The organism is Salinicola endophyticus (assembly GCF_003206575.1).
Taxonomy (GTDB): Bacteria; Pseudomonadota; Gammaproteobacteria; order Pseudomonadales; family Halomonadaceae; genus Salinicola; species Salinicola endophyticus.
In genome coordinates this window covers 54,313-76,958 of sequence record NZ_PZJO01000002.1, presented here as the reverse complement: position 1 = coordinate 76,958, position 22,646 = coordinate 54,313, and the positions used below count along the sequence as shown (strand labels likewise).

Here is a 22,646-nt window from a genome sequence, read left to right as displayed (position 1 = left end):
CCTCGAATCACTGGCTTTGAATGTCTGGCGTCAGCACCGCGCGAAGCGCTGCGGGCCACCGCCTGGGTTTCAGGTGCTGCGCGTCGACGCATGCTATATCGACCACCGCTTCGCATAATGTTTCCCCGCGATGCCGTACCGCCTGGGTGAATCGCACCGAGCAGGCGGCAAGCTTCTCGACGGCGGCGCTCACTTCCAGCCGATCGTCGAGCCGCGCCGGACGTGCATAGCGGCAACTGAGGCTATGGACCACCAGTTGTACGCCCTGTTCGAGCAGCTCACGCTGGGCAAAGCCCTGAGCATTCAGCCACTCGCTGCGGGCACGCTCCATGAATTTCAGGTAGTTAACGTAGTATACGATGCCGCCGGCGTCGGTATCTTCGATGTATACCTTGAGCGGCAGATGAAATTCACTCACCCGCTCTCGCCTCCCTCGGGCGCCTGATCATGCACCGCCAGGCCGAAGTGGGTATAGGCCGAGCGGGTCACCACCCGCCCCCGGGCGGTGCGCATCATGAGCCCCTGCTGGATCAGATAGGGCTCGATGACATCCTCGATGGTGTCGCGCTCCTCGCTGATCGCCGCCGCCAGGCTGTCTACCCCCACCGGCCCGCCGTCGAACTTCTCGATCATCGCCAGCAGCAGCCGGCGATCCATGTGATCGAGGCCGTGACTGTCGACGTTGAGCATGTTCAGGGCCTGATCGGCGATCTCCGCACTCAGCGTGCCGTCGCCCTTCACTTCGGCGAAATCGCGCACGCGCCGGAGTAGACGATTGGCGATACGCGGTGTGCCGCGGGCGCGCCGCGCAATCTCGCGGGCGCCCTGGGCATCGGCAGTCACCCCGAGCAGCCGCGCCGAGCGGGCGACGATTTCGCTCAGCTCGTCGATGGCATAGAACTCCAGGCGCTGGACGATGCCGAAGCGATCGCGCAGCGGCGAGGTCAGCAGCCCCGCGCGAGTGGTGGCGCCAACCAGCGTGAACGGAGGCAGGTCGAGCTTGATAGACCGCGCCGCGGGTCCATCGCCGATCATGATGTCGAGCTGGAAATCCTCCATCGCCGGATAGAGCACCTCCTCGACCGCGGCCGACAGACGGTGGATCTCGTCGATGAAGAGCACGTCGCCCGGCTGCAGGTTGGTCAGCATGGCGGCGAGATCGCCGGCACGCTCCAGCACCGGCCCCGAGGTCGACTTGATATCGACCTCCATCTCCGCGGCGATGATATTGGCGAGCGTGGTCTTGCCCAGCCCGGGCGGGCCGAAGACCAGAGTATGATCGAGGGAGTCACCGCGATTGCGCGCCGCCGAGATGAAGATATCCATCTGCTCGCGCACCCGCGGCTGGCCGATATAGTCGCCCAGCCGGCGCGGCCGAATGGCATGATCGGCCTGTTGCTCGCCCTGTCTCGGCGAGGCTTCGATGAGACGATCTGGTTCGATCATGTCGCCTTACCCGGCCATCTGGCGCGCCAGCGCCGACTTGATCAGGGCTTCGGTGGGCAGGCCCTCGTCGAGCCCCGAGAGCATGCGCGACGCCTCGGTCGGCTTGTAGCCCAGTGATACCAGCGCCGCCTCGGCATCGGCGAACGGGTCCTGCGGCTTGACCACGGCGTGGCTTGCCGCGTCCAGCAGCGCCCCCTGCTCTTCCTGCCAGTGGGGGAAGCGATCGCGCATCTCGACGATCAACCGATCGGCGGTCTTCTTGCCCACGCCCGGCAGTTTGGTCAACGCCTTGCTGTCGCCCTCCATGACGCAGCCGACGAAGGCGTCACGCTCCATGCCGGAGAGAATCGCCAGGGCAAGTTTCGGCCCCACGCCGTTGACCTTGATCAGCGCGCGAAACAGCTGGCGCTCCTCGTCACGCCCGAAACCGTAGAGCAGATGCGCGTCCTCGCGCACGCTCAGGTGGGTATAGAGGCGGACCTCCTCGCCCACGGCGGGTAGCGCGACCAGTGTCGTCATCGAGGTTTCGAGTTCGTAACCGACGCCGTGGACATCGACCACGATCCAGGGAGGGAGCTTTTCCAGCAGGGTGCCGTGCAGGCGTCCAATCATTCCATTCAACGTCCTTTCCGTGACGGCGTCCACTATACGCATCGCCGAATCGGCTGACTAGCTGCTGCACGGGGCCTAACCCACTCGCCGCTGCTGGCCGATGGGCTGACGGTCGCGTTCGGCAAGGGCTTCGTGAGCTGCGATCGAGAACACGGCCAGCTGCCCCATCAGCACATCGGCCAGATGGAGATCTACGTGCGCATGTTCGATGACCTCAGGCGTGGCACACCGTGGTCACCCTCCTCTATGCGCAGAAAGGATGCCCACGGCATGCGCTGGCCGGTGCTGCCGAGCAACGTGAGCTGCACTGGGTTCGCTGAACGGGTAGGACCTCTTGCGGGGAGCCGAGCTGCTGACAGGCTCGCCCCCTTGGCAAACGCTATTCAGCCCACCTGCGCCACCCAGTCATGGAGGTTGTAGTAGTTGCTGATGCGCGCCACCTTGCCATTGCTGATCTCGAAGAAGGCGCCGGCAGGCAGCACGTAGGTCTGGCCGTTGGCCGGTGGCAGGCCTTCGTCATCGGCCAGGTACTCACCGTGCACCACGAATTCGGCGGCGGCGCGATCACCGGCGGCGTTCTGCATCACCACAATGTCGGCCAGGCGCTCGCGGTAGCAGCGGTTCATCTTGTCCATGAAGGCGGCGAAGGTGGCTTTGCCGACCTGGCGCTCCCCCTGGTTGATGTCGTGCACCACATCCTCGTCCAGCAGGTCGAGGAAGGCGGGCATGTCGCCAGCGTTGAAGGCAGCGTAGTAGGCCTGAACCAGTTCGGTGGCGGTCATGGCTAAGTTCCTTGCGTAGCGTGGTTAGTGGTTGCTTGGATCGCATGATAAGTTCGCGCCTTCCAGCCGGCATAGCCGCCGGCGTCACCCTGCTGCTGACGAACGACTCCAGATGGACATTGAACTGCTCCAGGGGCCGCAGATCGCGCCCCATGTCGAAGCTCTGGCGCATTTGCGGATCACGGTCTTCCGCGAATTCCCCTACCTCTACGACGGCAGCCTCGACTATGAGGCCGAATACCTCGACACCTATGTACGCAGTGAAAGCAGTCTGTGCGTGCTGGTGCGGGACGAAGGCCGGGTAGTCGGCGCTTCCACGGCGCTGCCGCTGGCCGATGAAACCGTAGAATTCCAGCACCCCTTCCTTACCGCGGGCTGGGACCCAGCGCGTATCTTCTACTGCGCCGAGTCGGTGGTCTTGCCTGCCTGGCGCGGGCGAGGTCTGGGCGTGCGTTTCTTTGCCGAGCGCGAGGCCCATGCGCGCCAGCTGGGCCGCTTCGACTGGTGCGCCTTCTGCGCCGTGCAGCGCCCCGCCGGCCATCCGCGCCGCCCCACAGATTATCAGCCGCTGGACGACTTCTGGGCGCGCCGGGGCTATCGCCATCATCCCGAACTGCATACCCAGTATCATTGGCGGGATCTGGACGAAGCCGAGGCGTCGGCCAAGCCCATGTCGTTCTGGCTCAAGGAACTCACCGCATGATCAAGGTTGCCGCCTGCCAATATCACATCGATCTGCTGACGAGCTGGGACGCTTACGCAGCACAGCTGACCGGGTTGTGCGAGGAGGCCGCCGCGCAGGGCGCCGAGTTGCTGCTGTTGCCGGAATACGCCGGGCTGGTGCTGAGCGGCCAGTTGCCAGAAGCCGAGCGCAACGATCTACATGGCTCCATCGCCGGCATCCAGCCGCTGCTGCCGCGCTGGCTGGCGCTGTGTGAAAGCCTGGCACGACGGCTGAAGATCTACCTGCAACCCGGCTCGGTGGCCGTGCGGGATGATGACGGCCTCTACCGCAATCGCGCCTGGCTGTTCGGCCCGGACGGCTGCCTGGGCAGCCAGGACAAGCTGATGATGACCCGCTTCGAGCAAGAGCAGTGGCAGATAGCCGCTGGCAGCGGGCTCAAGGTGTTCGATACGGCGCTGGGCAAGCTGGGCATCCTGATCTGCTATGACAACGAGTTCCCACTGCTGGCGCGCACCCTGGCCGAGGCCGGTGTGGATCTGATCCTGACACCCAGTTGTACAGACACCGAGGCCGGCTTCTATCGTGTGCGCATCGGCGCCCAGGCGCGTGCCCTGGAGAACCAGATCGCCGTGCTGCAGTCGCCCACGGTGGGCCTGGCGCCCTGGTCGCCCGCACTGGACGAGAACATCGGTCGCGCCGCGCTCTACGTGCCCCCGGACTACGGCATGCCGCCCAATGGCGTAATCGCCGAGAGCGAAGCGACGTGCCCCACGCACAGCCGCTGGCTGATCGCCGAGCTGGATCTGGCCGAGGTGCGCCGCGTGCGTGAGGCGGGCCAGGTATTCATCCGCCGCGACTGGCCGAAGCAGTTCGACGACGGCCGGCTGGTGCTGCGATGAACGCCCAGCAAGGAGTTCCCGATTCACCCTTGGCCGCCTACGAACGCTCCCTCGCTGCCGGCTTCGTCGTCGATGCCGCCCAGCGGCGCACGGTCGAGGCATTGCAGCGCTGCTTTGATGCCGTGCATCGCGGTGAATGCCCATCCGGCGTTTACCTCTGGGGGCCGGTGGGGCGCGGCAAGACCTGGTTGATGGACAGCTTCTACAACGCCCTGCGCGTGCCAGCGCGGCGCCAGCACTTCCATCACTTCATGCAGTGGGTGCATCGGCGTCAGTTCGAGCTGACCGGCAATGCCGACCCGCTGCGCCTGCTGGCCGAGGAGTTGGGGCGCGAGGTACGCGTGCTGTGCTTCGACGAACTGTTCGTCAGCGATATCGGCGATGCCATGCTGCTGGGGCGACTGCTCAGCCTGGTGGTTGCGCAGAACGTGGTGCTGGTGGCCACCTCAAACCAGCCGCCGGATCAGCTTTATGCCGATGGTTTCAACCGCGAGCGTTTCCTGCCGGCCATCGCCGCGCTCGAAGCGCACATGCAGGTGGTGGCCGTGGATGGCGACCAGGATCATCGGCTGCACCCCGGCGCCGAGGTACAGCGCTACTGGGTGCGGCAGCCGCAGGTCTTGAGCGAGCTGTTCGCCCGCTTGAGCGACAATCAGCAGGTGAGTCATGAGCCGGTCGATCTGAACCATCGGCACATCGCCAACCTCGCTCACAGCCCAGCAGCGCTGTGGTGCCGCTTCGACGACCTGTGCCAACGGCCCTTGGCCGCGGTGGATTTCATCGAGCTGTGCCAGCGTTTCCCGGCCATCCTGCTCGGCGAGGTACCGCGCCTGGGCGGCGAGCCACGCGAGGGTCGCATCGCCCGAGGCACCGAGGATGGCGCCGAGCGGATCGACGCCGGGGATCGACAGCTGCCGGCACTGTCACTCAACGACGATGCGGTGCGCCGCTTCATCGCCCTGGTCGACGAGTGCTACGACCGCCGCGTGCCGCTGTATATCGAGGCCGAGGTCGCACTGGATGAGCTGTATACCCAGGGCTACCTCGAGTTTGCCTTTCGCCGCACGCTCAGCCGTTTGCGCGAGATGCAGCTGGAGCGCTTCGGCCGTTCATAGCAGCAGCATTTGCAACTCGCCGCTGACGCTGATGGAGATGCCGTCGCCACTGGATTGCGCGTTCTGGCTGGTGCCTTGCAACAAGTTGTACAGGGTGCCGCCACCATACCGGCAAACCCAACGGCGTGGCCTTCTCTTCCTATGAGTGCCGCCTCCGGCTGCCCAGCGCCCTTCATTGTGATCACCAACGCCCCGTTGGCCTGCCAGTCGAAGTACTGCCCTACTGATTCCGCGCATTCGATACCGAGCCGAATCGAATCGAAAATACTTGCCCAACGCGCCAAGCTGGCATATACACAATCAGAAGCAAATCATTACAAATATACCGGCGAACTAACATTGACTTCCGATCTTTAGAGGTGAGCGGTAGCATTGCCCGCCTTTCACAGCGCGCTCTTTGGGACTATCCCATGACGCCTGTGCGCGCACTCTTGTTGGCCCTGCTGATATCACCGGCCCTCATTGGCGTGTGTCTGGGTCAGACACGCCCGACTACCTCGCTGGACCTCGATATCCAGCGTGAGCGTCAACAATCGCTGCTCGAGGAAGCGAAGCGCTACAGCGGGGTATGAAGATCTCGCCAGAGCCCGAAACAAGGGCACCTGAACAGGCTACGCCCTGCTTCTTAATCGAAAACTTCGAGTGGTACGACGCCCACCACCTGTCTAGCGCTCGCCGACGGGCACTGACCCACCCTTTGAAGGGAAAATGTCTCAGCCTGAGCCAGATGCAAGCGCTAGCGCACAGTGCCAGCAATGCCTACATCGAACAGGGCTATGTGACATCCCTCGTGCACCTCCCCGAGCAGGACGTCAGCGGCGGCACGTTGCGCCCGCAAGCCGAAGAGGGGCGCATCGAATCCATCACGCTGGACGGACAGCAATCGCGCGGGCTCAAGATGATCTTTCCGCATGCCAAAGGAAGCGTCCTGAACCTACGCGCCCTCGAGCAAGGCATGGTATGCCTCCGCCGCACTCAAGGAGCCAGGTCTTCCGAACACTCGGAAAACCTTAATTATCGATGTCTTGGTTACTGTCGTAACTGCAGTGGGCGCGGTCGGGCCTGGCAAGCGTGGGATTAGCGTTAAAGCTCCCACTCGTATAGCCGATGCCGGGTTGAGATTTAGGCAAGAGAGGAGGTTCTGGTCTAAAGAACCTGTAAATCTCAATGTGAATAAAACATGTCAACGAAACGATCTGACAAAACCCAAACAGACTGACATGACAGGTAACACAAATTCGTAAAGGATGTAGAAAGGATTGGCACCTATTGAGTCTGACGGAAAGACAGCAAATCTTCACCATTTAACTCAAAAGCAGAAAGGAGCCATGGCTGAGATGACGCAAATATTTCATCAGAAAAGCCATGGAGTCATACACATCAACTCCAGTCGAATACCATTCAGGTATTGATCGTGAAAATTTCAAGCTGGATTTCAAAATACTGGAGAGAGAGGCAAGAGCCTTACAGGTCGCAAAAAATGACAATGAGAGATTTCGATGCCGCACTAAAAATTGTAGAAAATAATGAAGGTGACTTCATTGGAGGAATAGACGAAAGTGTCATCTTAGCGGTACAGAAGAAGTTAGGGATAAAATTTCCACCCACCTACTGCGCTTTCCTTAAAAACCTAGGATACGGAGACATATATGGTCATGAGTTTTACGGGATAATCAGCACCGACTTCGAAAACTCTGGAATACCAGATGGAGCCTGGATCACCTTGAAAGAACGTAAACAGGGGCTACCCGAAAACCTCTTTATAATATATGCAAATGGAGATGGCACATACTGTGCCATCGACACACATCTTGAAAACTCTGACCAAGAGGGAGAGGTGTTTGAGTACGGAATAGATGGCACGATTGAATTGATCGCAGAGGATTTCGGGGAGTTCTTTTTAAGGACAATATCCGAGCCTTAATTAAAGCCATTACAGAATAGAGCCGGTTTATAGCTCAAAAAACCATGAGCCTCATTGGAAAAATGAGGCTCATGATAACATATCTTCATATCCCCCCGTCTGAAGCCAAATTTAGCCATAGTAGGTTTGGTGTTACTACTCCGACCTGAAGTCGCGCCAACGATTGCGGCCAGTGCTACCGCCGCTGCGCCGGCGACCGCTGGTCGCCACCAGTCCCTGACGCGCGTAAGCGTGGGTGAGCGCGATGGCGGCGTCCTCAGGGGGGGTAAAGCATCCAGTGTGAGTAGCGCCGTTACCATATGCTGGACTTGGGCCTTCTCGGCGCCACCGGTGCCCATGACCGCCTGCTTGATCTGGCGTGCGGCGTATTCGTGCACCGGGATGCCGTGATTGACGGCACACACGATTACGGTGCCGCGGACCTGCCCCGGCTTGAGTGCGGAGTCCGGCTCCTTGGCCATGAACACGCGTTCGATGGCGAACTCCTGGGGCCGGTAGAGCCCGATCAGCTCAGAAACCCCGGCATAGACTTGGGCCAGTTTCGGCGCCAGGTCGTCACCGGATATAGAAATTGGGCGCTGTGCGCATGAATACACTCACCTCGCAGGCGGCGCGGTCGCACTGGTGTGGCTACGAGGCCATTTCCCACTCGGCACTCGCCGGGCTGGCCGCCGAGATCGGTCGCGGCAGCGCCAAAGGCGCCGTCGCCGGTGCACTCGCCGCGGAAGTGATGGCCACCAGCATGGGCAACGATGCCCTCGCCCCCGAACAGTGGAACCGCTACGCCAATAAACAGGCCCAGATTGCCCGCCTGCTCGGCGGCGTTGCCGGCGCCGTCTTCACCGGCGACGCCAAGGGCGCCTACAGCGGTGCAGATAGTGGCGAGCGGGTGCATCGCTACGATTTCCTGAAACACGAGCAGATCGCAGAATTACTCAAGGAGTCCTTGCAATGCAAAGCAAAGCAAAGCAAAGCAAACAAAAATTGCAACGAAGTGCAGGAGAAGTACCGCAAAATAAGCCTCGCCCAGCAAGATGAATTGATTGCTATCTGCGCTACCAATGCAGACGAATGCCATGAACGATACCAGACACAGATAAGAGACAGTAACAAGGCTCGAAAAGAGCTGAAAAGGCTGTCTGGGCACCTGGCTGGCTACAAGGTAGCCTTGGCGAATAAGCCTAGACGCTGGCGCAATACCCCTGCAGTATACAGAAGCTGAAGATGTGATTTCCCAAGCGGGGCTTGTGCCAAAGAATTCAAACAAAAGTACGGCTTGAACGATGAACAAGCGTTGATCGTATCGCCTGCTGCCTTGTCAGTACTAGGGGAAATTGGGCATAAAAGCTCTCTTACCCCCCATAAGCAGTCGGAAATTAATATAGGAACGGAGCTTGGCTCAGTTGGCCGCCCTAAAGTAAGCTACAAAAATCGTCGTGAGGTACACTACGGCACGGCAGGTAGTGTACGCCCAGATTGGTGTATTGGCAGCGGGTGCAGCATTGAAGTTAAAAACTATAGAATCGAGACTAACCAAAGGGGATTGGTCAACGATGTATCAAAGCAAATAACACAACGCGCAGAGAACCTACCCCGCGGCATGCAACAGCAAATAGTTATTGACATAAGAGGCCAGGCTGTAACGGAGGCACAGAGAAATGCAGTAATCAAAAGCATTGTAAAAAAGTCAGACGGACTAATAAACCCCACAGATATAAGGTTTAAGACAAAATGAGAAAAATAGGCTTTGATGGCGGCCATACATTGTATGAATTAGGACCAGCATCGGACGTCGTATTGTTTTTTGACTGTCTTAACACTTTTGTCGCAAATCAACAACCTCAAAAAAACTGGAGCTTATTGACGGATCGACTATATAGGAGATATTTGCGACAGGATGACCTAGAACCGGCTTTTTCACTAATGGAGAGGGTGAGAGAAATATTTTCCACCCTACCAGGATCTGCTATTGAGTGGAACGAACGCTTGCAGGCTAATGATGAAATAACATGGCTCGATTCAAAGCTAGACACCTTGGATGCTATTTTTTATAGATATTTCGATCTATTTTCAAAAGCAAAAGACTCGGCAATTTCATTTTTCAACGAATTTGGGATCTACCAACCAGTTAGAATACTTATCTCCAATATGCCACATTTTATCTTGGAGACAAAAAGACCTTTAAGTGAGTATGAAGAGCTCGGCTTAAACGACTCTCCATTTTGGCTTCGGCAAAACGCTACATACAATTGATAGATCTAAAAAATTCACATGACACCGGCTTTATGCTGGTGCTTCCATCTGCCCAGCTTAGAGCAACCTAAAAACACAACCCCCTGTCATTTTTATATTTTGCGAAAGACCAAGAAGCCGGCAAATATTGTCTAACAATAGATGCATAGATTTTCAGAAGAATACAAAAATCAGCCAATTTCAAATTAACTCGCTCACTCCGGTCTGAAGTCGCGCCAGCGGTTGCGGCCGGCGCTACCGCTGCTACGCCGGCGGCTGCTGGTCGCCACCAGTCCCTGACGCGCGTAGGCGTGGGTGAGCGCGATGGCCAGCGCGTCTGCGGCGTCCTCGGGGGGAGACGCGTCCAGCGTGAGTAGTGCGGTCACCATATGCTGGACTTGGGCCTTTTCGGCGCCGCCGGTGCCCGTGACCGCCTGCTTGATCTGGCGTGCGGCGTATTCGTGCACCGGGATACCGTGATTGGCGGCACACACGATTGCGGTGCCGCGGGCTTGGCCCAGCTTGAGCGCGGAGTCCGGATTCTTGGCCATGAACACGCGTTCGATGGCGAACTCCTGGGGCCGATAGAGCCCGATCAGCTCGGCAACCCCGGCATAGACCTGGGCCAGTTTCTGCGCCAGGTCGTCACCAGAGATGCGAATGCAGCCGCTGGCGACGTAGCGCGGCCGCGTGTCGCTGATATCGATCACGCCGTAGCCGGTAATCCGCGAGCCCGGGTCGATCCCCAGCAGCATCATCGTCTCGGCTCCGGTGTCGTGCGGATGATCATCGTTGGCTCAGTCATGCGCTTCATGCTTGCTCGACCTTTCTGCTCGACGGGGCTGTACGATACGCCAGGAGCGCGCCGTAGGGGTGTCTTCGGCAGACTATCCCCTCACCCTACATAAAAGAACCGGCGCCTCGCGGGGCGCCGGTTCCGATCACGCTGAACGCAGAGCGACGTTATTCGCCGGCGCTCTCCGGCTTGGCCTTGGGACGCAGGCGGATGTGCAGGTCGCGCAGCTGCTCCTTGCTCACCTCGCCCGGGGCGTCGGTCATCAGGTCCGCGGCGCTCTGGGTCTTGGGGAAGGCGATGACGTCGCGAATGGTGCGCGAACCGGTCATCAGCATCACCAGACGGTCGAGGCCGAAGGCCAGGCCACCGTGGGGCGGCGCGCCGAACTTGAGCGCGTCGAGCAGGAAGCCGAACTTCTCTTCCGCCTCTTCCTTGCCGATGCCGAGCACGTCGAAGACCACACGCTGCATCTCCTGGTCGTGGATACGGATCGAGCCGCCACCCAGTTCGGTGCCGTTGAGCACCATGTCATAGGCCCGCGACAGCGCCGTGGCCGGCGAGGCCTTGAGCGCGTCCGGCGAGCAGGAAGGCGCGGTGAACGGATGGTGCAGCGCGGCCAGGCGGCCGTTGTCGTCGGCTTCGAACATGGGGAAATCGACCACCCACAGCGGTGCCCAGTCGGCGGTGTAGAGGTCGAGGTCTTCGCCCAGCTTGACGCGCAGCGCGCCCAGCGCCTCGTTGACCACACGCGTCTTGTCGGCGCCGAAGAAGACGATATCGCCGTCCTCCGCGCCCACGCGGTCGAGCAGCTCCTCGATCACGCCTTCCATGAACTTGACGATCGGCGACTGCAGCCCGTCGAGCCCCTTGGCACGCTCGTTGACCTTGATCCAGGCCAGGCCCTTGGCACCGTAGATACCCACGAACTTGGTATAGTCGTCGATCTCCTTGCGCGAGAGCTTGGCCCCGCCGCTGACCTTGAGCGCGGCGACGCGGCCGTCTTCGGCCTTGGCCGGGCCGGAGAAGACCTTGAAGTCGACCGACTGCATCAGGTCATCTACATCGACCAGCTCCAGCGGGATACGCAGATCCGGCTTGTCCGAGCCGTAGCGCTGCATCGCCTCGCTGTAGGGCATGCGCGGGAACTCGGGGAGCGCCACGTCGAGCACGTCTTGGAACAGCTGACGCACCATGGTTTCGGTGATACCCATGATGTCGCGCTCTTCGATGAACGACGCCTCGATATCGATCTGAGTGAACTCGGGCTGGCGATCGGCGCGCAGATCCTCGTCGCGGAAGCACTTGGCGATCTGATAGTAGCGATCGAAGCCCGAGACCATCAGCAACTGCTTGAACAGCTGGGGCGACTGCGGCAACGCGAAGAAGTGGCCTTCGTGGGTACGGCTCGGCACCAGGTAGTCGCGGGCACCTTCAGGGGTGGCGCGGGTCAGGATCGGGGTCTCGATGTCGAGAAAGCCCTCACCCTCCAGATAGGCACGCACGCTGTGGGTGATCCGCGAGCGCAGACGCAGCTTCTCGATCATCTCCGGACGGCGCAGATCGACATAGCGATACTTGAGGCGGACCTCTTCGCCGACCTTGCCATGCTCGTCGAGCTGGAACGGCGGCGTGGCGGCAGTGTTGAGCACCTCCACGTCCTTGGCCAGCACTTCGATCATGCCCGTGGGCATGTTGGGATTCTGGGTGCCTTCCGGACGCAGGCGAATACGCCCGCGAATCCGCAGCACGTATTCGCTGCGCGCGCGATCGGCGGTGGCAAAGGCCTCCGCCGTATCGGGATCCACCACCACCTGAGCGACACCGTCTCGATCGCGCATATCGAGGAAGATGACCCCACCGTGATCGCGGCGGCGATGCACCCACCCGCAAAGCGTGACTTCTTGATCGATCAATGACTCGTTCAACTGGCCGCAATAATGACTGCGCATGTGGGATCCTGTGTTATGAATGCTATGGCTCAGGCCGAGGCCTTGCTCTCACCGGCAGGCTTGGCGCTGCCGCCCTCACTCGATGCCGGCTTGCTGCCGCTGTCACCGGCGAGGTTCTTCTTGCTGCCCGACTTGAAATCGGTCTCGTACCAGCCGCCACCCGCGAGCCGGAACCCGGCAGCCGACACCAGGCGCGACAGCGTCGGCTCGGCGCAGGCAGGGCAGTCGGTCAAGGGCGCGGCGCTGATCTTCTGGAGCTTCTCCAGACGATGGCCGCAGGCTTTGCACTCGTACTCGTAGATGGGCATGGTCGTGTCACTCTCTCAAAGATGCGCGATCGATTCGCGCCACGTCGCAACGGCGTCGCTGCCTCGATGCTCACGCTGCGCCACCGCTGCACCCCGTACGTCCGTCCAGACAGTCATCCGGGAGGCCAGACACTCGTCCAGGCAACAAACCGGACAACAGACAAATAGGGACGCCGCGCGGGCTTTCCAAGCCGGGATCGATACGCACTGCCGCGCGCCCTTTCCAAGCCGTGTTCGAAAGCCGCATAGTATAGCGCGCAGCAGCCGGTCGCGGGCAATATTACCGGCTCAGGAAATCGCTGTCGCCCGCCGCGACGTGGCGACCGCGGCCCCGGCCCGAGCGGGTGGCACGGGGCCAGCACGCTGGAGAGAGGAAGCCTGCATGAAAGCCGTTCTTCTGGACGCCGCATCACTCGGTGACGATATCGATCTGAGCCCCCTTCGAGCACTGGTCGACGATCTCGAGGTCCACGCGCTGACCGCCCCCGAGGAGCGCCGCGAGCGCCTTGCCGGCGCCCAGGTGGCGCTGGTCAACAAGGTGGTGATCGACGCCGAGCTGATCGACGCCCTGCCCGATCTGGCGCTGATCTGCGTGCTCGCCACGGGCACCAACAACATCGACATGAAAGCCGCCGAGCGGCGTGGCATCGCCGTGCGCAACGTCACCGCCTACGGTACCGCCAGCGTCGCTCAGCACACCCTGATGCTGATGCTGGCGCTGGCCGCCCGCCTGCCGCACTATCAGTCCGCGCTGCGCGACGGTGCCTGGCAGCGCAGCGAGATTTTCTGCCTGCTCGATCAGCCCACGCTGCAGCTCGCCGACAAGCACCTGGTGATCGTCGGCAGCGGCGAGCTGGGCTCCGCGGTGGCCCGGCTGGGTGAAGCTTTCGGCATGCGTGTGACCTTCGCCGCCCGCCCCGGCAACGAAGCCAACGACACGCGCCCTGCGCTCGCCACGCTGCTGGGCGAGCTGGATGTGCTCAGCCTGCACTGCCCGCTGACCGAGGCCACCCGCGGCCTCATCGATATCCAGGCGTTGGCGGCAATGAAGCCCGAGGCGTTGCTGATCAACTGTGCCCGCGGCGGTATCATCGACGAGCACGCTGCACTCGACGCCCTGCGCCAGGGCCAGCTGGGTGGACTCGCCGTCGATAGTCTGCCGAGCGAGCCGCCGCGTGACGGCCATGCCCTGCTCGAAGCGTTGCACGAGCCACTCAATCTCATCGTCACCCCGCACAACGCCTGGATCAGCCCCGAGGCGCGCCAGCGCGTGGTGACACTGACCGCCGACAACCTTCGCGCCTGGCGGCGTTGCCCCTGATCTCCAGCAGTGAGTTATCCATGATCTACAACTACGGCTCGATCAATATCGACTACGTCTATCGCGTGCCGCACCTGGTGCGCCCCGGAGAGACCCTGTCCAGTACCGGCTTTCGTCAGGTGCTCGGCGGCAAGGGCGCCAACCAGTCGCTGGCCCTGGCCCGCGCCGGCGGCAAGGTGACCCACTGGGGGCGCCTGGGCCAGGCCGATCGCTGGGCGCTGGAACCTCTCAGCAAGGCGGGCGTCGATACCGCCCACGTGGAGCTGACCGCCGATGCCAGCGGCCACGCCCTGATTCAGGTCGACGACCAGGCCGAGAACGCGATCATCCTCTACCCCGGCGCCAACCACGGCTTCAGCGACAAGCATCTCGAGGCGCTCATTGGCGCTGCTGACGACGACAGCTGGCTGCTGATGCAGAACGAGTGCAACGCCGCCGAGCGCATCATTCGTCTAGCCAGCGAGCGCGGCCTGGCGATCGCCTTCAATCCGGCGCCGCTGAGTGCCGAAGTGGCCGCCCTGCCGCTGTCACTGTGCCGTATCCTGTTTCTCAACCGCGGCGAGGCTGCGGCGCTGGTCGAGAAAGAGGCGGACAGCGACGTCGATACCCTGCTCGCGGCCCTGGCCGAGCGCCTGCCGGAGGTAGAGGTCGTGCTCACCCTGGGGCGCGACGGCGTCTGCCATCAGCTCGCTGGCGAGCAGATCCGCGCCTCGGCCCATGCGGTCGAGGCGGTGGATACCACCGCGGCCGGTGATACCTTCATCGGCTACTTCATGGCTGCACGCCAGCGCGGCGACGATATCGAACAGGCGATGCGCCTGGCCAGCGCCGCCTCGGCCCTATGCGTTCAGCAGGCCGGCGCGGCGCCCAGCATCCCGCTGGCCGACGCGGTCGAGGCGGCCCTCGAGAGCCTGCCGCCGCTGAGCGTCGAGCGCACCTGACTCCGTGGCCCCGGCATCGGTCGCCGGGGCCGAACCCTTGTCGCTGATCACCGCTCTTCGGAGCGCGAGAAGGCGACAACGTGAGACATCGAGACAGAGAGAGAGCATGACCACGCCCATCATTTTCGACACCGACCCGGGTGTCGACGACGCCCAGGCCATCGCCATCGCCCTGGCCCACCCGGAGATCGAGCTGCTGGGGATGACGACCACGTTCGGCAACGTCACCATCGAGGTCGCGACCCACAACGCCCTGCTGCTGGCCGAGCTGGGCGGGCAGCAGATCCCCGTGGCCCAGGGCGCCGCCACGCCCATGGTCAAGCCCAAGAACCCACCGCCGGGGCATATCCACGGCGACAACGGCCTGGGCAACATCGCCCTGCCCGAGATCAGCACCCAAGCGCTGCCCCAGAGCGCCCCGCAGTTCATCGTCGAGCAGGTCAATGCCCGTCCGGGTGAGGTGGTGCTGGTGGCGGTCGGGCCGCTGGGCAACCTCGCCGCGGCGCTGCAGCTCGACCCCTCGCTGGTGGACAAGGTCAAGCAGGTGGTGGTGATGGGGGGCTCGATCCGCGAGGGCGGCAACGTGACACCGGTCGCCGAGGCCAATATCTTCAACGACCCGCACGCTGCCAAGGCGGTCCTGGAGGCGCGCTGGCCGCTGACGCTGGTCGGTCTCGACGCGACCCACCGCTGTGTCCTCGATCCTGACAGCATGGCGCGTATCGTCGAGGCCCAAGGCAAGCTGGGGCGGGTACTGGGAGAGAGCTACGCTTTCTATCGCACATTCTATCAGCAGGCGCTGGGCATCGATGGCTGCTGCCCCCACGACAGCTGTGCCCTGGCCTGGCTGCTGCGCCCGGACTTGTTCACCACCACCCGTGGCACGCTCAGTGTGGTGACCGAAGGGCTGGCCGAGGGGCAGACGATTCTGGCCCCGCAGGCGCGGGCGTTCGTGGATGCGCGCTGGACGCGCGACGCCACCGTCGAAGTCTGCATGGGCGCCGACGGCCCGGCCGTGGTCGAGTGGATCGTCGAGACCCTGACCGCCGGCGCCTGAACGCCCACGTTCCAAGGCTCGCAGCCGGCGCCCGTCGTCCAGACGGGCGCTGGCTGGCGCGCCTTCAGCCGGTGGTGAAACTCGCCGGTGCGATCAGCGTGGCCTCATCTACGCTCACCTCGATCACGTCCGCCGCCGGTGGACCTTCCCACAGCAGATCGATCAGCTCGGCGATGGCGGTGGCCTCGCCGCGGGCGACCACCTCGACAGCGCCATCGTCCTGATTGATCGCGTGCCCCGTGAGCCCCCAGCGCTCGGCGTGGCGGCGCACGAACTCACGATAGCCCACGCCCTGCACGTGGCCGCTCACCCGGGCTCGAATCGTGCGCTTGGTCATGTGAAGTCTCCTCCTGCTCCTGCTTGCGCATTGGCGTTGGTGGTGCTTCCTGCTCCACGGTCTCCTTGCGCAGCACCTCGTGGCGCACCAGAACCGCGGTGTTGCGTGGAATCACCCGGCGGCCCTTCGAGACCACATGGGTACGCGTGAAGGCGGCGCCGTAGAGCAGGATCAGCGACGAGTAGTAGACCCACAGCAGCACCAGGACCACCGACCCCGCGGCGCCGTAGGTGGACGCCGTGGCGGTGTGGGCGAGATAGGCGGCGATCGCGTTGCGCCCCAGCATGAACAGCACCGCGGTGACCAGGGCGCCGAGAAAGACGTCACGGTAGGAGAGCACCACGTCCGGCAGCACCTTGAAGATGGCGGCGAAGAACAGCGTGACCACGGCGAGCGAGAGCGCGAACTGCGCCAGCTCGAGCAGCATCTTGCTGCCCGGCACCCAGTCGCCGGCATAGCTGAAGGTAGCCTGGACGATGATCCCGAGCACCAGCGACACCAGCAGCACGAAGCCGATCGCCAGTACCACCGCCAGCGACAGCAGCCGCTTCTTGGCGAACAGCCAAAGGCTGTTGCGATCGGGATTGGGCGCCACACCCCAGATGGTGTTGAGGGAGAACTGCATCTGGCCGAAGACAGTGGTCGCGCCGATCAGCAGGGTCACGAAACCGGCCACGGTGGGCAGAATCCCCGACGCCTGAATGCTCGACTGCGCGACGGCATCCTCGATCGCCTTGGCCGCAGAAGGGCCGAGAGTATCCTGCAGGCGGGCGACGATCTCGCCGCGGGCGGCGTCCTCGCCCAGCCACAGCCCCACCACGGTGACCGCGATGATCACCGTGGGCGCGAGAGAGAACAGGGTGTAGAACGCCAGCGAACCGGCGTAGCTGAAGGCGTTGCGATCGAGCCATAGCTTGATCGAGTCGCGAATCACGTTGAACCAGTACTGGGCGATCTTCACCATCGTCACGGCATCCTTTCCCGTCTCGTCGTCGTGGGCCCCTCGGCGTCGCGTCACCACCCTGCCCGGCCCGCGCCCACACAATCGTCATGCGCCAAGCACGGCTCTCGTTTCGCCAGTCTAGCAGCCCAGTGCGCTCCGGGCGTGTGTCCGGTCCCCGATCAGGCGCGCAGAAAGTCGCTCGGCAACTTCATCATGCGCTTCCACAGTTTCTCGACGCCGGGCTTGTGGACCAGCGAGCAGCGGTAGAGGCGAATCTCCAGCGGAATGTCCCAGCTCTCGCCGGCAGCGCGCACCAGCTTGCCGTTGGCCAGCTCTTCGCGAATGCAGAAATCGGGAATCCAGGCCAGCCCCACCCCCTGTAGCGCCATCCCTTTCAGCCCCTCCGCCATGGCGGTTTCATAGACCGTCTTGAGACGCATGCGCGCGGGTTCGTTCTTCAGCAACATGCGCACGCTGCGGCCGAGGAAGGCGCCCTGGGTATAGGCGAGAAACGGGATCGAGCCCTCGTTGTCGAACGAGAACTTGGCCTCGCCGTTGGCCTTGGGCACGCTCACCGGCAGCATCTTGACCTGTCCGATCGAAAATGACGGGAAGATCTCGGCATCCAGCTGCATGGTGGCGTAGGGGTCGTGATAGGCCAGCATCAGATCGCAATTACCCTCACGCAGGACGTGGATGGCATCCCCCACGTTCATCGCCACCAGCCGCGTGGGCAACTCGCCTACGCCCTTCTGCAGCCGCGAGATCCACTGCGGGTAGAAGGCCAGCGCCAGGGAGTGAGCGGCGACGATATCGAGCGCCTCGTTGTCCATCGCCAGGCCGCGCAGATGAGCCAGGCTGTCGTTGAGCTGCTCGACCATGTTGCGCGCCGTCACCAGGAACAGCTGCCCTTCCGGGGTCAGGCTGACCGGCGTGGTCGAACGGTCGACGAGGGTCGCGCCGATCGCCTGCTCCAGTGAGCGGATGCGGCGGCTGAAGGCGGGCTGGGTCACGTGGCGCTGGCGCGCCGAGGCGGAGAAGCTGCGCGTATTGGCGAGCGCCACGAAATCTTCCAGCCATTTGGTCTCTAGGTTCAAGGGGACTCCTTGGCGATCGGGGTTCCGCGCCGGATGCCACGGGCGCGGGTGCGCTTGAATGTCTAGGCCGACCCAGCCCTGGACGACTGGGCCCTGGCTGAGAGCGCCTTCACTGGATCGGCGACAGCAGGTAGGTGGCCCGCGACACCACCTTGCGCCACAGTGGACGCGCCGCCAGTTCCTGTTCGGTCACCTCGCGGCTATGCGCGAAATCGTGCTCCAGCATGGCCGTCACTTCGCCGGCAAAGGTCTTGTCGGGGACATAGGCGGTCACCTCGAAGTTGAGCCGGAACGAGCGGTTGTCCAGGTTCACGGTGCCGACCATGGCGGTGTGATCGTCGACCAGCAGCGTCTTCTGATGCAGGAAGCCTGGCTGATAGCGGTAGATCTTGACCCCGTTGCGGATCATCTCGGGCAAGAAGGCGAACGCCGACAGGAACACCAGCAGATGATCCGGCCGCTCGGGGATCAGCACACGCACGTCGACACCGCGCAGGGCAGCCAGGATCAGTGCATCCTGGACACCGTGATCGGGTACGAAATAGGGGCTGGTGACCCACAGCCGGTGGCGCGCGCCGTGGATGGCGTGCTGGACCAGCAGGCTCGCGGTCTCGCGGCCGTCGGCAGGGCCGGAAGGCACGATCGCCACGTGCTGAGTGGCATCCGCGACATGATGGATGCGCCAGCCAAGGGCGAGGATATCCCCGGTAGCCCAGTACCAGTCCTCCCAGAACGCCTCCTGCAGGGCCAGTACGCTGGGCCCTTCCAGCTTGAGATGGGTGTCGCGCCAGGCGCCGTAGCGTTCGACCCGGCCGAGATACTCGTCGGCGACGTTGAGCCCGCCGGTCCAGCCGGCACGACCGTCGACCACCACGATCTTGCGATGATTGCGGAAGTTGACCTGGAAACGATGGCGCCAGCCCCTTGAGGAGTTGAACGCCGAGACCCGCACCCCGGCCTCCTCCAGATCACGCAGGTAGCCCCCGGGCAGGCTATGGCTGCCGATCTCGTCATACAGGAAATAGACGTTGAGCCCGTGCTCAGCCTGATGGATCAGCTTGCGCTTGAAGGCGAGACCGATCTCATCGGCGCGCACGATGAAGAACTGCACCAGAATGTACTCTTCGGCCTGGTCGATGCCGGCGAAGAGGCTCTCGAAGGTGCGCTCGCCGTCAATGAGCAGCTCTACCCGGTTGCCGCGGGTCATCGGCATCATCGCCAGCTGCTCCACCGCACGGATACGCCCGCTCACCGCCTCCGGTCGCGAGACGTAATCCTCCATGTGCGGGCGATAGCGCTTGAGCACCTGGCGCAGTACGGTGTCACGCTCACCGCGCGCCGAGACGTAACCATAGAAGCGCGGCCGCCCGAAGATCCAGAAGATGGGCACACTGAAGTAGGGAAACAGCACCAGGGTGATGATCCAGGCCACCGCGCCCTGGGAGGTGCGGCTCGACATCAGTGCGAAGACAGCGGTGGTGGCACCCGCCAGATGGCACAGAAACAGCAGCGTACCGATGATCCATGTCATTGCCGAAACTCCACGCCGCCCTGCACCATGCACCGACTCCTGTCGAATGTCTCGATCCAGCCATCATACCCAAAAAAAACGAGAGAGCCCCAAGGCTCCCTCGTGACTGCGACGGGCGATATGTCATCGCCCGTTCACGCTCGCTCAGCCGCGTTCGGCGATGATCGCCTTCCACTTGGCCGGGCCGGTCTGATGCACTGAGGTGCCGAGATGATCGACCGCCACCGTGACCGGCATGTCCTCGACCTCGAACTCGTAGATCGCTTCCATCCCGAGGTCGTCGAACGCGATCACCTCGGCCTTCTTGATCGCCTGGGCGACCAGATAGGCGGCACCGCCCACGGCCATCAGGTAGACCGCCTGATTGTCGCGAATCGCCTCGATCGCCAGCGGGCCGCGTTCGGCCTTGCCGACCATGCCGAGCAGGCCGGTCTCCTCGAGCAGGGTGCGGGTGAACTTGTCCATGCGCGTCGCCGTGGTGGGCCCCGCTGGACCGACCACCTCGTCACCCACCGGATCGACCGGGCCGACGTAGTAGATGAAGCGATTCTTCAGGTCCACCGGCAGTGACTCGCCCTTGGAGAGCATGTCGATCATGCGCTTGTGGGCAGCGTCGCGTCCGGTCAGCAGCTTGCCCGACAGCAGTACGGTATCGCCCGGCTGCCACTCACGCACCATCTCCGGCGTCAGTGTATCCAGATCGACCCGCCGCACGCCCTCACCCACTTCCCAGGTGATCTCGGGCCAGTCGTCGAGCTTGGGTGCCGGCAGCTCAGCCGCCCCACTGCCATCCAGCGTGAAGTGCACGTGGCGGGTCGCGGCGCAGTTGGGAATGATCGCCACCGGCTTGTTGGCGGCGTGGGTCGGGTAATCCTTGACCTTGATGTCGAGCACCGTGGTCAGACCGCCCAGGCCCTGGGCGCCGATGCCGCTCTGGTTGACCTTGTCGAACAGCTCGAGTCGCAGCTCCTCGGCGCGGTTGCTGGCACCGCGGGCCTGCAGCGCCTGAATGTCGATGGGGTCGAGCAGTGCCTCCTTGGCCAGCTCCATCGCCTTCTCCGCGGTGCCACCGATGCCGATGCCCAGCATACCCGGCGGGCACCAGCCGGCGCCCATCTTGGGCAGCTGCTCGAGCACCCAGTCGACCACGTTGTCCGACGGGTTGAGCATGGCGAACTTGGACTTGGCCTCGCTGCCGCCCCCCTTGGCTGCCACGTGCACCTCGACGGTGTCGCCCGGCACCAGCTTGTGATGGATCACCGCCGGCGTGTTGTCGCCGGTGTTCTTGCGCTTGCCGTCAGGGTCCGCCAGCACCGAGGCGCGCAGGACGTTGTCCGGCAGCGTGTAAGCGCGCCGCACGCCTTCGTTGATCATGTCATCGAGGCTCAGCTCGCACGCCCAGCTCACGTCCATGCCGACATGGACGAAGACCGTGACGATGCCAGTGTCCTGGCAGATCGGACGATGACCGGTGGCACACATGCGCGAGTTGATCAGGATCTGGGCGATGGCATCGCGCGCCGCAGGGTTCTCTTCCCGCTCGTAGGCCGCGTTCATGGCATCGATGAAATCCTTGGGATGGTAGTAAGAGATGTACTGCAGCGCATCGGCCACGCTCTGGATGAGATCCTCCTGACGGATCACGGTCATCACGGCACTCCTGCTATCACGGTGACTGCCCCCACTGTTCGGCGCGGGTGGCGGGTATTCTGGTGGCCGGCATCTTACCGCAATTGCTGACATTCGGCAGGCGTGATCATGATCTCGTTAAATAAGATAACGGTATAAATTTGGGTTCTTCCTACGCTGACTTGCCCAGATGGGCCCGGTGGAGATCAGCCAGCCGGCGTATCGGGCTGGCAATGCGGGCAGCGATAGAGCCGCCGAGAGGCGACCATGAGCTTGACGATCTCACTGCCACAGGCGTGGCATGGCTGGCCAGCACGGTTGAACACCGCATGCCGCCAGCGCGCCCTTTTGAGCCCCTGACGCTGCAGGCGTCGGCGCCAGGTCGGCCGGTTGGTCACCCCGGCCTCGTGGTAGGCCTGGGCGACGGTGCGCAGCATCACCTCGGCAAGACGCCGGCGCCTGCGCGGCGACAGCCGCTCGGCAGTGATCTTGGGCGGCAGCCCGGCATAGAACAGGATCTCCGAGCGCAGGTAGTTGCCGATACCGGCATAGAAGCCCTGATCCAGCAGCAACCCGCCCAGCCCGCGGCGGCGAAACGCCGGCAGCATCAAGCGCTCGGCGACCTCCCCCGGGCTGACGTCGTGGCTGAGCAGATCTGGCCCCAGGCGTGCCAGAAACGGCTGCTGCGCGAGAGTATCGCGGGTCCACAGCGAGATATCGGAAGCGCTGTAGAGACTGGCGGCGTGGGTCGGCGTGACCAGCCTCGCCCGCAGCACGCGGGCGGTATCCGGCTCGCGTTCGCGCCGGTGCACCTTCCACACCCCGTAGAGCTGGTTGTGGGCATAGAGCACCTGATCATCGGCGAAGGTGATCAGCAGCGCCTTGCCCCAACTATCCACCGCCACCACACGGCTCTCGGCCAGCCTGGGTGCCTCCTGCGCGAGGTCGGCGTAAGCGAACCACACCTCACATAGCGGCGCGTCGATCAGCAGCTTGCCCAGGCGGTCGGCGACGCGCCGAATCTCGGGGCCCTCCGGCATGA

At 62.9% G+C, this 22,646-nt stretch carries 26 protein-coding genes and 1 pseudogene; 13 read left to right on the top strand and 14 right to left on the bottom strand.

Annotation, left to right across the window (positions count from 1 at the left end):
• Positions 1 to 7: 7 nt before the first annotated feature.
• From ybgC to DOM66_RS02940, 4 genes are all read right to left on the bottom strand, one after another.
• Positions 8 to 418 (bottom strand): tol-pal system-associated acyl-CoA thioesterase, encoded by a 411-nt coding sequence (gene ybgC / locus DOM66_RS02955; RefSeq protein WP_280951247.1) that lies wholly within the window; start codon positions 416 to 418, stop codon positions 8 to 10.
• A complete protein-coding gene (ruvB, locus tag DOM66_RS02950) occupies positions 415 to 1,446 on the bottom strand; it encodes a Holliday junction branch migration DNA helicase RuvB (protein ID WP_110677858.1) in 1,032 nt (343 codons plus the stop codon). The genes ybgC and ruvB overlap by 4 nt, the downstream gene beginning before the upstream one ends.
• Before the next feature lie 6 nt (positions 1,447 to 1,452).
• The gene (ruvA, locus tag DOM66_RS02945; RefSeq protein ID WP_110689211.1) at positions 1,453 to 2,058 is read right to left on the bottom strand and encodes a Holliday junction branch migration protein RuvA; all 606 of its coding nucleotides are present in this window, start codon (positions 2,056 to 2,058) and stop codon (positions 1,453 to 1,455) included.
• Between the two features lie 383 nt (positions 2,059 to 2,441).
• Positions 2,442 to 2,840: a nuclear transport factor 2 family protein gene (locus DOM66_RS02940; protein WP_110689210.1), complete on the bottom strand. Its 399-nt coding sequence runs from the start codon at positions 2,838 to 2,840 to the stop codon at positions 2,442 to 2,444.
• 112 nt (positions 2,841 to 2,952) lie between these two features.
• On the opposite strand from DOM66_RS02940, the gene DOM66_RS02935 reads away from it, so the two are divergent.
• The 7 genes from DOM66_RS02935 (at position 2,953) to DOM66_RS02910 (ending at position 7,463) form a co-directional block, all read left to right on the top strand.
• On the top strand, positions 2,953 to 3,543 hold the full coding sequence (locus DOM66_RS02935) for a GNAT family N-acetyltransferase (RefSeq protein ID WP_110689209.1): 591 nt from the start codon (positions 2,953 to 2,955) through the stop codon (positions 3,541 to 3,543).
• Positions 3,540 to 4,424 carry a carbon-nitrogen hydrolase family protein gene (locus tag DOM66_RS02930; RefSeq protein ID WP_110689208.1) on the top strand — a complete coding sequence of 295 codons (885 nt, stop codon included), beginning with the start codon at positions 3,540 to 3,542 and terminating at the stop codon, positions 4,422 to 4,424. Before DOM66_RS02935 ends, DOM66_RS02930 begins: the two co-directional genes overlap by 4 nt.
• Positions 4,421 to 5,539 carry a cell division protein ZapE gene (gene zapE, locus DOM66_RS02925; RefSeq protein WP_110689207.1) on the top strand — a complete coding sequence of 373 codons (1,119 nt, stop codon included), beginning with the start codon at positions 4,421 to 4,423 and terminating at the stop codon, positions 5,537 to 5,539. Before DOM66_RS02930 ends, zapE begins: the two co-directional genes overlap by 4 nt.
• Before the next feature lie 410 nt (positions 5,540 to 5,949).
• Positions 5,950 to 6,111 (top strand): hypothetical protein, encoded by a 162-nt coding sequence (locus DOM66_RS19445; RefSeq protein ID WP_157958971.1) that lies wholly within the window; start codon positions 5,950 to 5,952, stop codon positions 6,109 to 6,111.
• Positions 6,108 to 6,620 carry a POTRA domain-containing protein gene (locus DOM66_RS20060; protein WP_110689206.1) on the top strand — a complete coding sequence of 171 codons (513 nt, stop codon included), beginning with the start codon at positions 6,108 to 6,110 and terminating at the stop codon, positions 6,618 to 6,620. The genes DOM66_RS19445 and DOM66_RS20060 overlap by 4 nt, the downstream gene beginning before the upstream one ends.
• Positions 6,621 to 6,798: 178 nt before the next feature.
• Positions 6,799 to 6,951, top strand: a complete 153-nt coding sequence (locus DOM66_RS20055) for an HNH/ENDO VII family nuclease (protein WP_110689205.1) — start codon at positions 6,799 to 6,801, stop codon at positions 6,949 to 6,951.
• 2 nt (positions 6,952 to 6,953) lie between these two features.
• The gene (locus tag DOM66_RS02910) at positions 6,954 to 7,463 is read left to right on the top strand and encodes an SMI1/KNR4 family protein (RefSeq protein ID WP_157958970.1); all 510 of its coding nucleotides are present in this window, start codon (positions 6,954 to 6,956) and stop codon (positions 7,461 to 7,463) included.
• Between the two features lie 135 nt (positions 7,464 to 7,598).
• On the opposite strand, the pseudogene ruvC (DOM66_RS02905) reads toward DOM66_RS02910, so the two are convergent.
• Positions 7,599 to 8,085 (bottom strand): annotated as a pseudogene (gene ruvC, locus DOM66_RS02905) (crossover junction endodeoxyribonuclease RuvC).
• Between ruvC (DOM66_RS02905) and DOM66_RS02900 the strand changes: the two are divergent.
• Genes DOM66_RS02900 through DOM66_RS02895 form a run of 3 tightly spaced genes read left to right on the top strand, consistent with a single transcriptional unit; the run spans position 8,050 to position 9,716 of the window.
• Positions 8,050 to 8,685, top strand: coding sequence for a hypothetical protein (locus tag DOM66_RS02900; protein WP_157958969.1), 636 nt, complete (start codon positions 8,050 to 8,052; stop codon positions 8,683 to 8,685). The pseudogene ruvC (DOM66_RS02905) and the gene DOM66_RS02900 overlap by 36 nt on opposite strands.
• A 54-nt stretch (positions 8,686 to 8,739) precedes the next feature.
• Positions 8,740 to 9,198, top strand: a complete 459-nt coding sequence (locus DOM66_RS19440; protein WP_157958968.1) for an adhesin — start codon at positions 8,740 to 8,742, stop codon at positions 9,196 to 9,198.
• Positions 9,195 to 9,716 (top strand): hypothetical protein, encoded by a 522-nt coding sequence (locus tag DOM66_RS02895; RefSeq protein ID WP_110689202.1) that lies wholly within the window; start codon positions 9,195 to 9,197, stop codon positions 9,714 to 9,716. Before DOM66_RS19440 ends, DOM66_RS02895 begins: the two co-directional genes overlap by 4 nt.
• Positions 9,717 to 9,910: 194 nt before the next feature.
• On the opposite strand, the gene ruvC (DOM66_RS02890) is transcribed toward DOM66_RS02895, so the two are convergent.
• From ruvC (DOM66_RS02890) to DOM66_RS02880, 3 genes are all read right to left on the bottom strand, one after another.
• A complete protein-coding gene (gene ruvC, locus DOM66_RS02890) occupies positions 9,911 to 10,453 on the bottom strand; it encodes a crossover junction endodeoxyribonuclease RuvC (RefSeq protein WP_110677870.1) in 543 nt (180 codons plus the stop codon).
• A 205-nt stretch (positions 10,454 to 10,658) separates the two neighbouring features.
• A complete protein-coding gene (gene aspS, locus DOM66_RS02885) occupies positions 10,659 to 12,440 on the bottom strand; it encodes an aspartate--tRNA ligase (RefSeq protein WP_110689201.1) in 1,782 nt (593 codons plus the stop codon).
• Between the two features lie 29 nt (positions 12,441 to 12,469).
• Positions 12,470 to 12,748 (bottom strand): FmdB family zinc ribbon protein, encoded by a 279-nt coding sequence (locus DOM66_RS02880; RefSeq protein ID WP_110689200.1) that lies wholly within the window; start codon positions 12,746 to 12,748, stop codon positions 12,470 to 12,472.
• Positions 12,749 to 13,130: 382 nt separating this feature from the next.
• Between DOM66_RS02880 and DOM66_RS02875 the strand changes: the two genes are divergently transcribed.
• The 3 genes from DOM66_RS02875 (at position 13,131) to DOM66_RS02865 (ending at position 16,067) form a co-directional block, all read left to right on the top strand.
• Positions 13,131 to 14,069, top strand: coding sequence for a D-2-hydroxyacid dehydrogenase (locus tag DOM66_RS02875; RefSeq protein ID WP_110689199.1), 939 nt, complete (start codon positions 13,131 to 13,133; stop codon positions 14,067 to 14,069).
• 20 nt (positions 14,070 to 14,089) lie between these two features.
• Complete coding sequence (locus DOM66_RS02870; protein ID WP_110689198.1) at positions 14,090 to 15,010, top strand: ribokinase; 921 nt, start codon at positions 14,090 to 14,092, stop codon at positions 15,008 to 15,010.
• A gap of 106 nt (positions 15,011 to 15,116) precedes the next feature.
• Positions 15,117 to 16,067 carry a nucleoside hydrolase gene (locus tag DOM66_RS02865; protein ID WP_110677880.1) on the top strand — a complete coding sequence of 317 codons (951 nt, stop codon included), beginning with the start codon at positions 15,117 to 15,119 and terminating at the stop codon, positions 16,065 to 16,067.
• Between the two features lie 64 nt (positions 16,068 to 16,131).
• Here DOM66_RS02865 and DOM66_RS02860 read toward each other — a convergent pair whose 3' ends face one another.
• The 6 genes from DOM66_RS02860 to nei all read right to left on the bottom strand — a co-directional run bounded on the left by DOM66_RS02860 (position 16,132) and on the right by nei (position 22,644).
• Positions 16,132 to 16,404: an acylphosphatase gene (locus DOM66_RS02860; protein ID WP_110689197.1), complete on the bottom strand. Its 273-nt coding sequence runs from the start codon at positions 16,402 to 16,404 to the stop codon at positions 16,132 to 16,134.
• A complete protein-coding gene (locus tag DOM66_RS02855; protein WP_110677884.1) occupies positions 16,343 to 17,368 on the bottom strand; it encodes a YihY/virulence factor BrkB family protein in 1,026 nt (341 codons plus the stop codon). Before DOM66_RS02855 ends, DOM66_RS02860 begins: the two co-directional genes overlap by 62 nt.
• A gap of 158 nt (positions 17,369 to 17,526) precedes the next feature.
• On the bottom strand, positions 17,527 to 18,444 hold the full coding sequence (locus tag DOM66_RS02850; protein WP_110677887.1) for a LysR family transcriptional regulator: 918 nt from the start codon (positions 18,442 to 18,444) through the stop codon (positions 17,527 to 17,529).
• A 109-nt stretch (positions 18,445 to 18,553) separates the two neighbouring features.
• Positions 18,554 to 19,975 carry a cardiolipin synthase gene (gene cls / locus DOM66_RS02845; RefSeq protein ID WP_110689196.1) on the bottom strand — a complete coding sequence of 474 codons (1,422 nt, stop codon included), beginning with the start codon at positions 19,973 to 19,975 and terminating at the stop codon, positions 18,554 to 18,556.
• Positions 19,976 to 20,119: 144 nt separating this feature from the next.
• On the bottom strand, positions 20,120 to 21,625 hold the full coding sequence (locus tag DOM66_RS02840) for a fumarate hydratase (RefSeq protein ID WP_110689195.1): 1,506 nt from the start codon (positions 21,623 to 21,625) through the stop codon (positions 20,120 to 20,122).
• 185 nt (positions 21,626 to 21,810) lie between these two features.
• Entirely contained in the window at positions 21,811 to 22,644 is an 834-nt protein-coding gene (gene nei, locus DOM66_RS02835; protein WP_110689194.1) for an endonuclease VIII, read from the bottom strand.
• Positions 22,645 to 22,646 lie beyond the last annotated feature (2 nt).

Bases quoted from the DNA above. Each gene is read 5' to 3' on its own strand.
- nei (WP_110689194.1), bottom strand. From the start codon at position 22,644: ATGCCGGAGGGCCCCGAGATTCGGCGCGTCGCCGACCGCCTGGGCAAG.
- aspS (WP_110689201.1), bottom strand. From the start codon at position 12,440: ATGCGCAGTCATTATTGCGGCCAGTTGAACGAGTCATTGATCGATCAA.
- ruvB (WP_110677858.1), bottom strand. From the start codon at position 1,446: ATGATCGAACCAGATCGTCTCATCGAAGCCTCGCCGAGACAGGGCGAG.
- DOM66_RS02900 (WP_157958969.1), top strand. From the start codon at position 8,050: ATGAATACACTCACCTCGCAGGCGGCGCGGTCGCACTGGTGTGGCTAC.
- DOM66_RS02865 (WP_110677880.1), top strand. From the start codon at position 15,117: ATGACCACGCCCATCATTTTCGACACCGACCCGGGTGTCGACGACGCC.
- ruvA (WP_110689211.1), bottom strand. From the start codon at position 2,058: ATGATTGGACGCCTGCACGGCACCCTGCTGGAAAAGCTCCCTCCCTGG.
- DOM66_RS20060 (WP_110689206.1), top strand. From the start codon at position 6,108: ATGAAGATCTCGCCAGAGCCCGAAACAAGGGCACCTGAACAGGCTACG.
- DOM66_RS02935 (WP_110689209.1), top strand. From the start codon at position 2,953: ATGGACATTGAACTGCTCCAGGGGCCGCAGATCGCGCCCCATGTCGAA.
- DOM66_RS02870 (WP_110689198.1), top strand. From the start codon at position 14,090: ATGATCTACAACTACGGCTCGATCAATATCGACTACGTCTATCGCGTG.
- DOM66_RS02930 (WP_110689208.1), top strand. From the start codon at position 3,540: ATGATCAAGGTTGCCGCCTGCCAATATCACATCGATCTGCTGACGAGC.
- zapE (WP_110689207.1), top strand. From the start codon at position 4,421: ATGAACGCCCAGCAAGGAGTTCCCGATTCACCCTTGGCCGCCTACGAA.
- DOM66_RS02840 (WP_110689195.1), bottom strand. From the start codon at position 21,625: ATGACCGTGATCCGTCAGGAGGATCTCATCCAGAGCGTGGCCGATGCG.
- DOM66_RS02895 (WP_110689202.1), top strand. From the start codon at position 9,195: ATGAGAAAAATAGGCTTTGATGGCGGCCATACATTGTATGAATTAGGA.
- DOM66_RS02855 (WP_110677884.1), bottom strand. From the start codon at position 17,368: ATGGTGAAGATCGCCCAGTACTGGTTCAACGTGATTCGCGACTCGATC.
- DOM66_RS02875 (WP_110689199.1), top strand. From the start codon at position 13,131: ATGAAAGCCGTTCTTCTGGACGCCGCATCACTCGGTGACGATATCGAT.
- DOM66_RS02940 (WP_110689210.1), bottom strand. From the start codon at position 2,840: ATGACCGCCACCGAACTGGTTCAGGCCTACTACGCTGCCTTCAACGCT.
- DOM66_RS02880 (WP_110689200.1), bottom strand. From the start codon at position 12,748: ATGCCCATCTACGAGTACGAGTGCAAAGCCTGCGGCCATCGTCTGGAG.
- ruvC (WP_110677870.1), bottom strand. From the start codon at position 10,453: ATGATGCTGCTGGGGATCGACCCGGGCTCGCGGATTACCGGCTACGGC.
- cls (WP_110689196.1), bottom strand. From the start codon at position 19,975: ATGACATGGATCATCGGTACGCTGCTGTTTCTGTGCCATCTGGCGGGT.
- DOM66_RS19445 (WP_157958971.1), top strand. From the start codon at position 5,950: ATGACGCCTGTGCGCGCACTCTTGTTGGCCCTGCTGATATCACCGGCC.
- DOM66_RS02860 (WP_110689197.1), bottom strand. From the start codon at position 16,404: ATGACCAAGCGCACGATTCGAGCCCGGGTGAGCGGCCACGTGCAGGGC.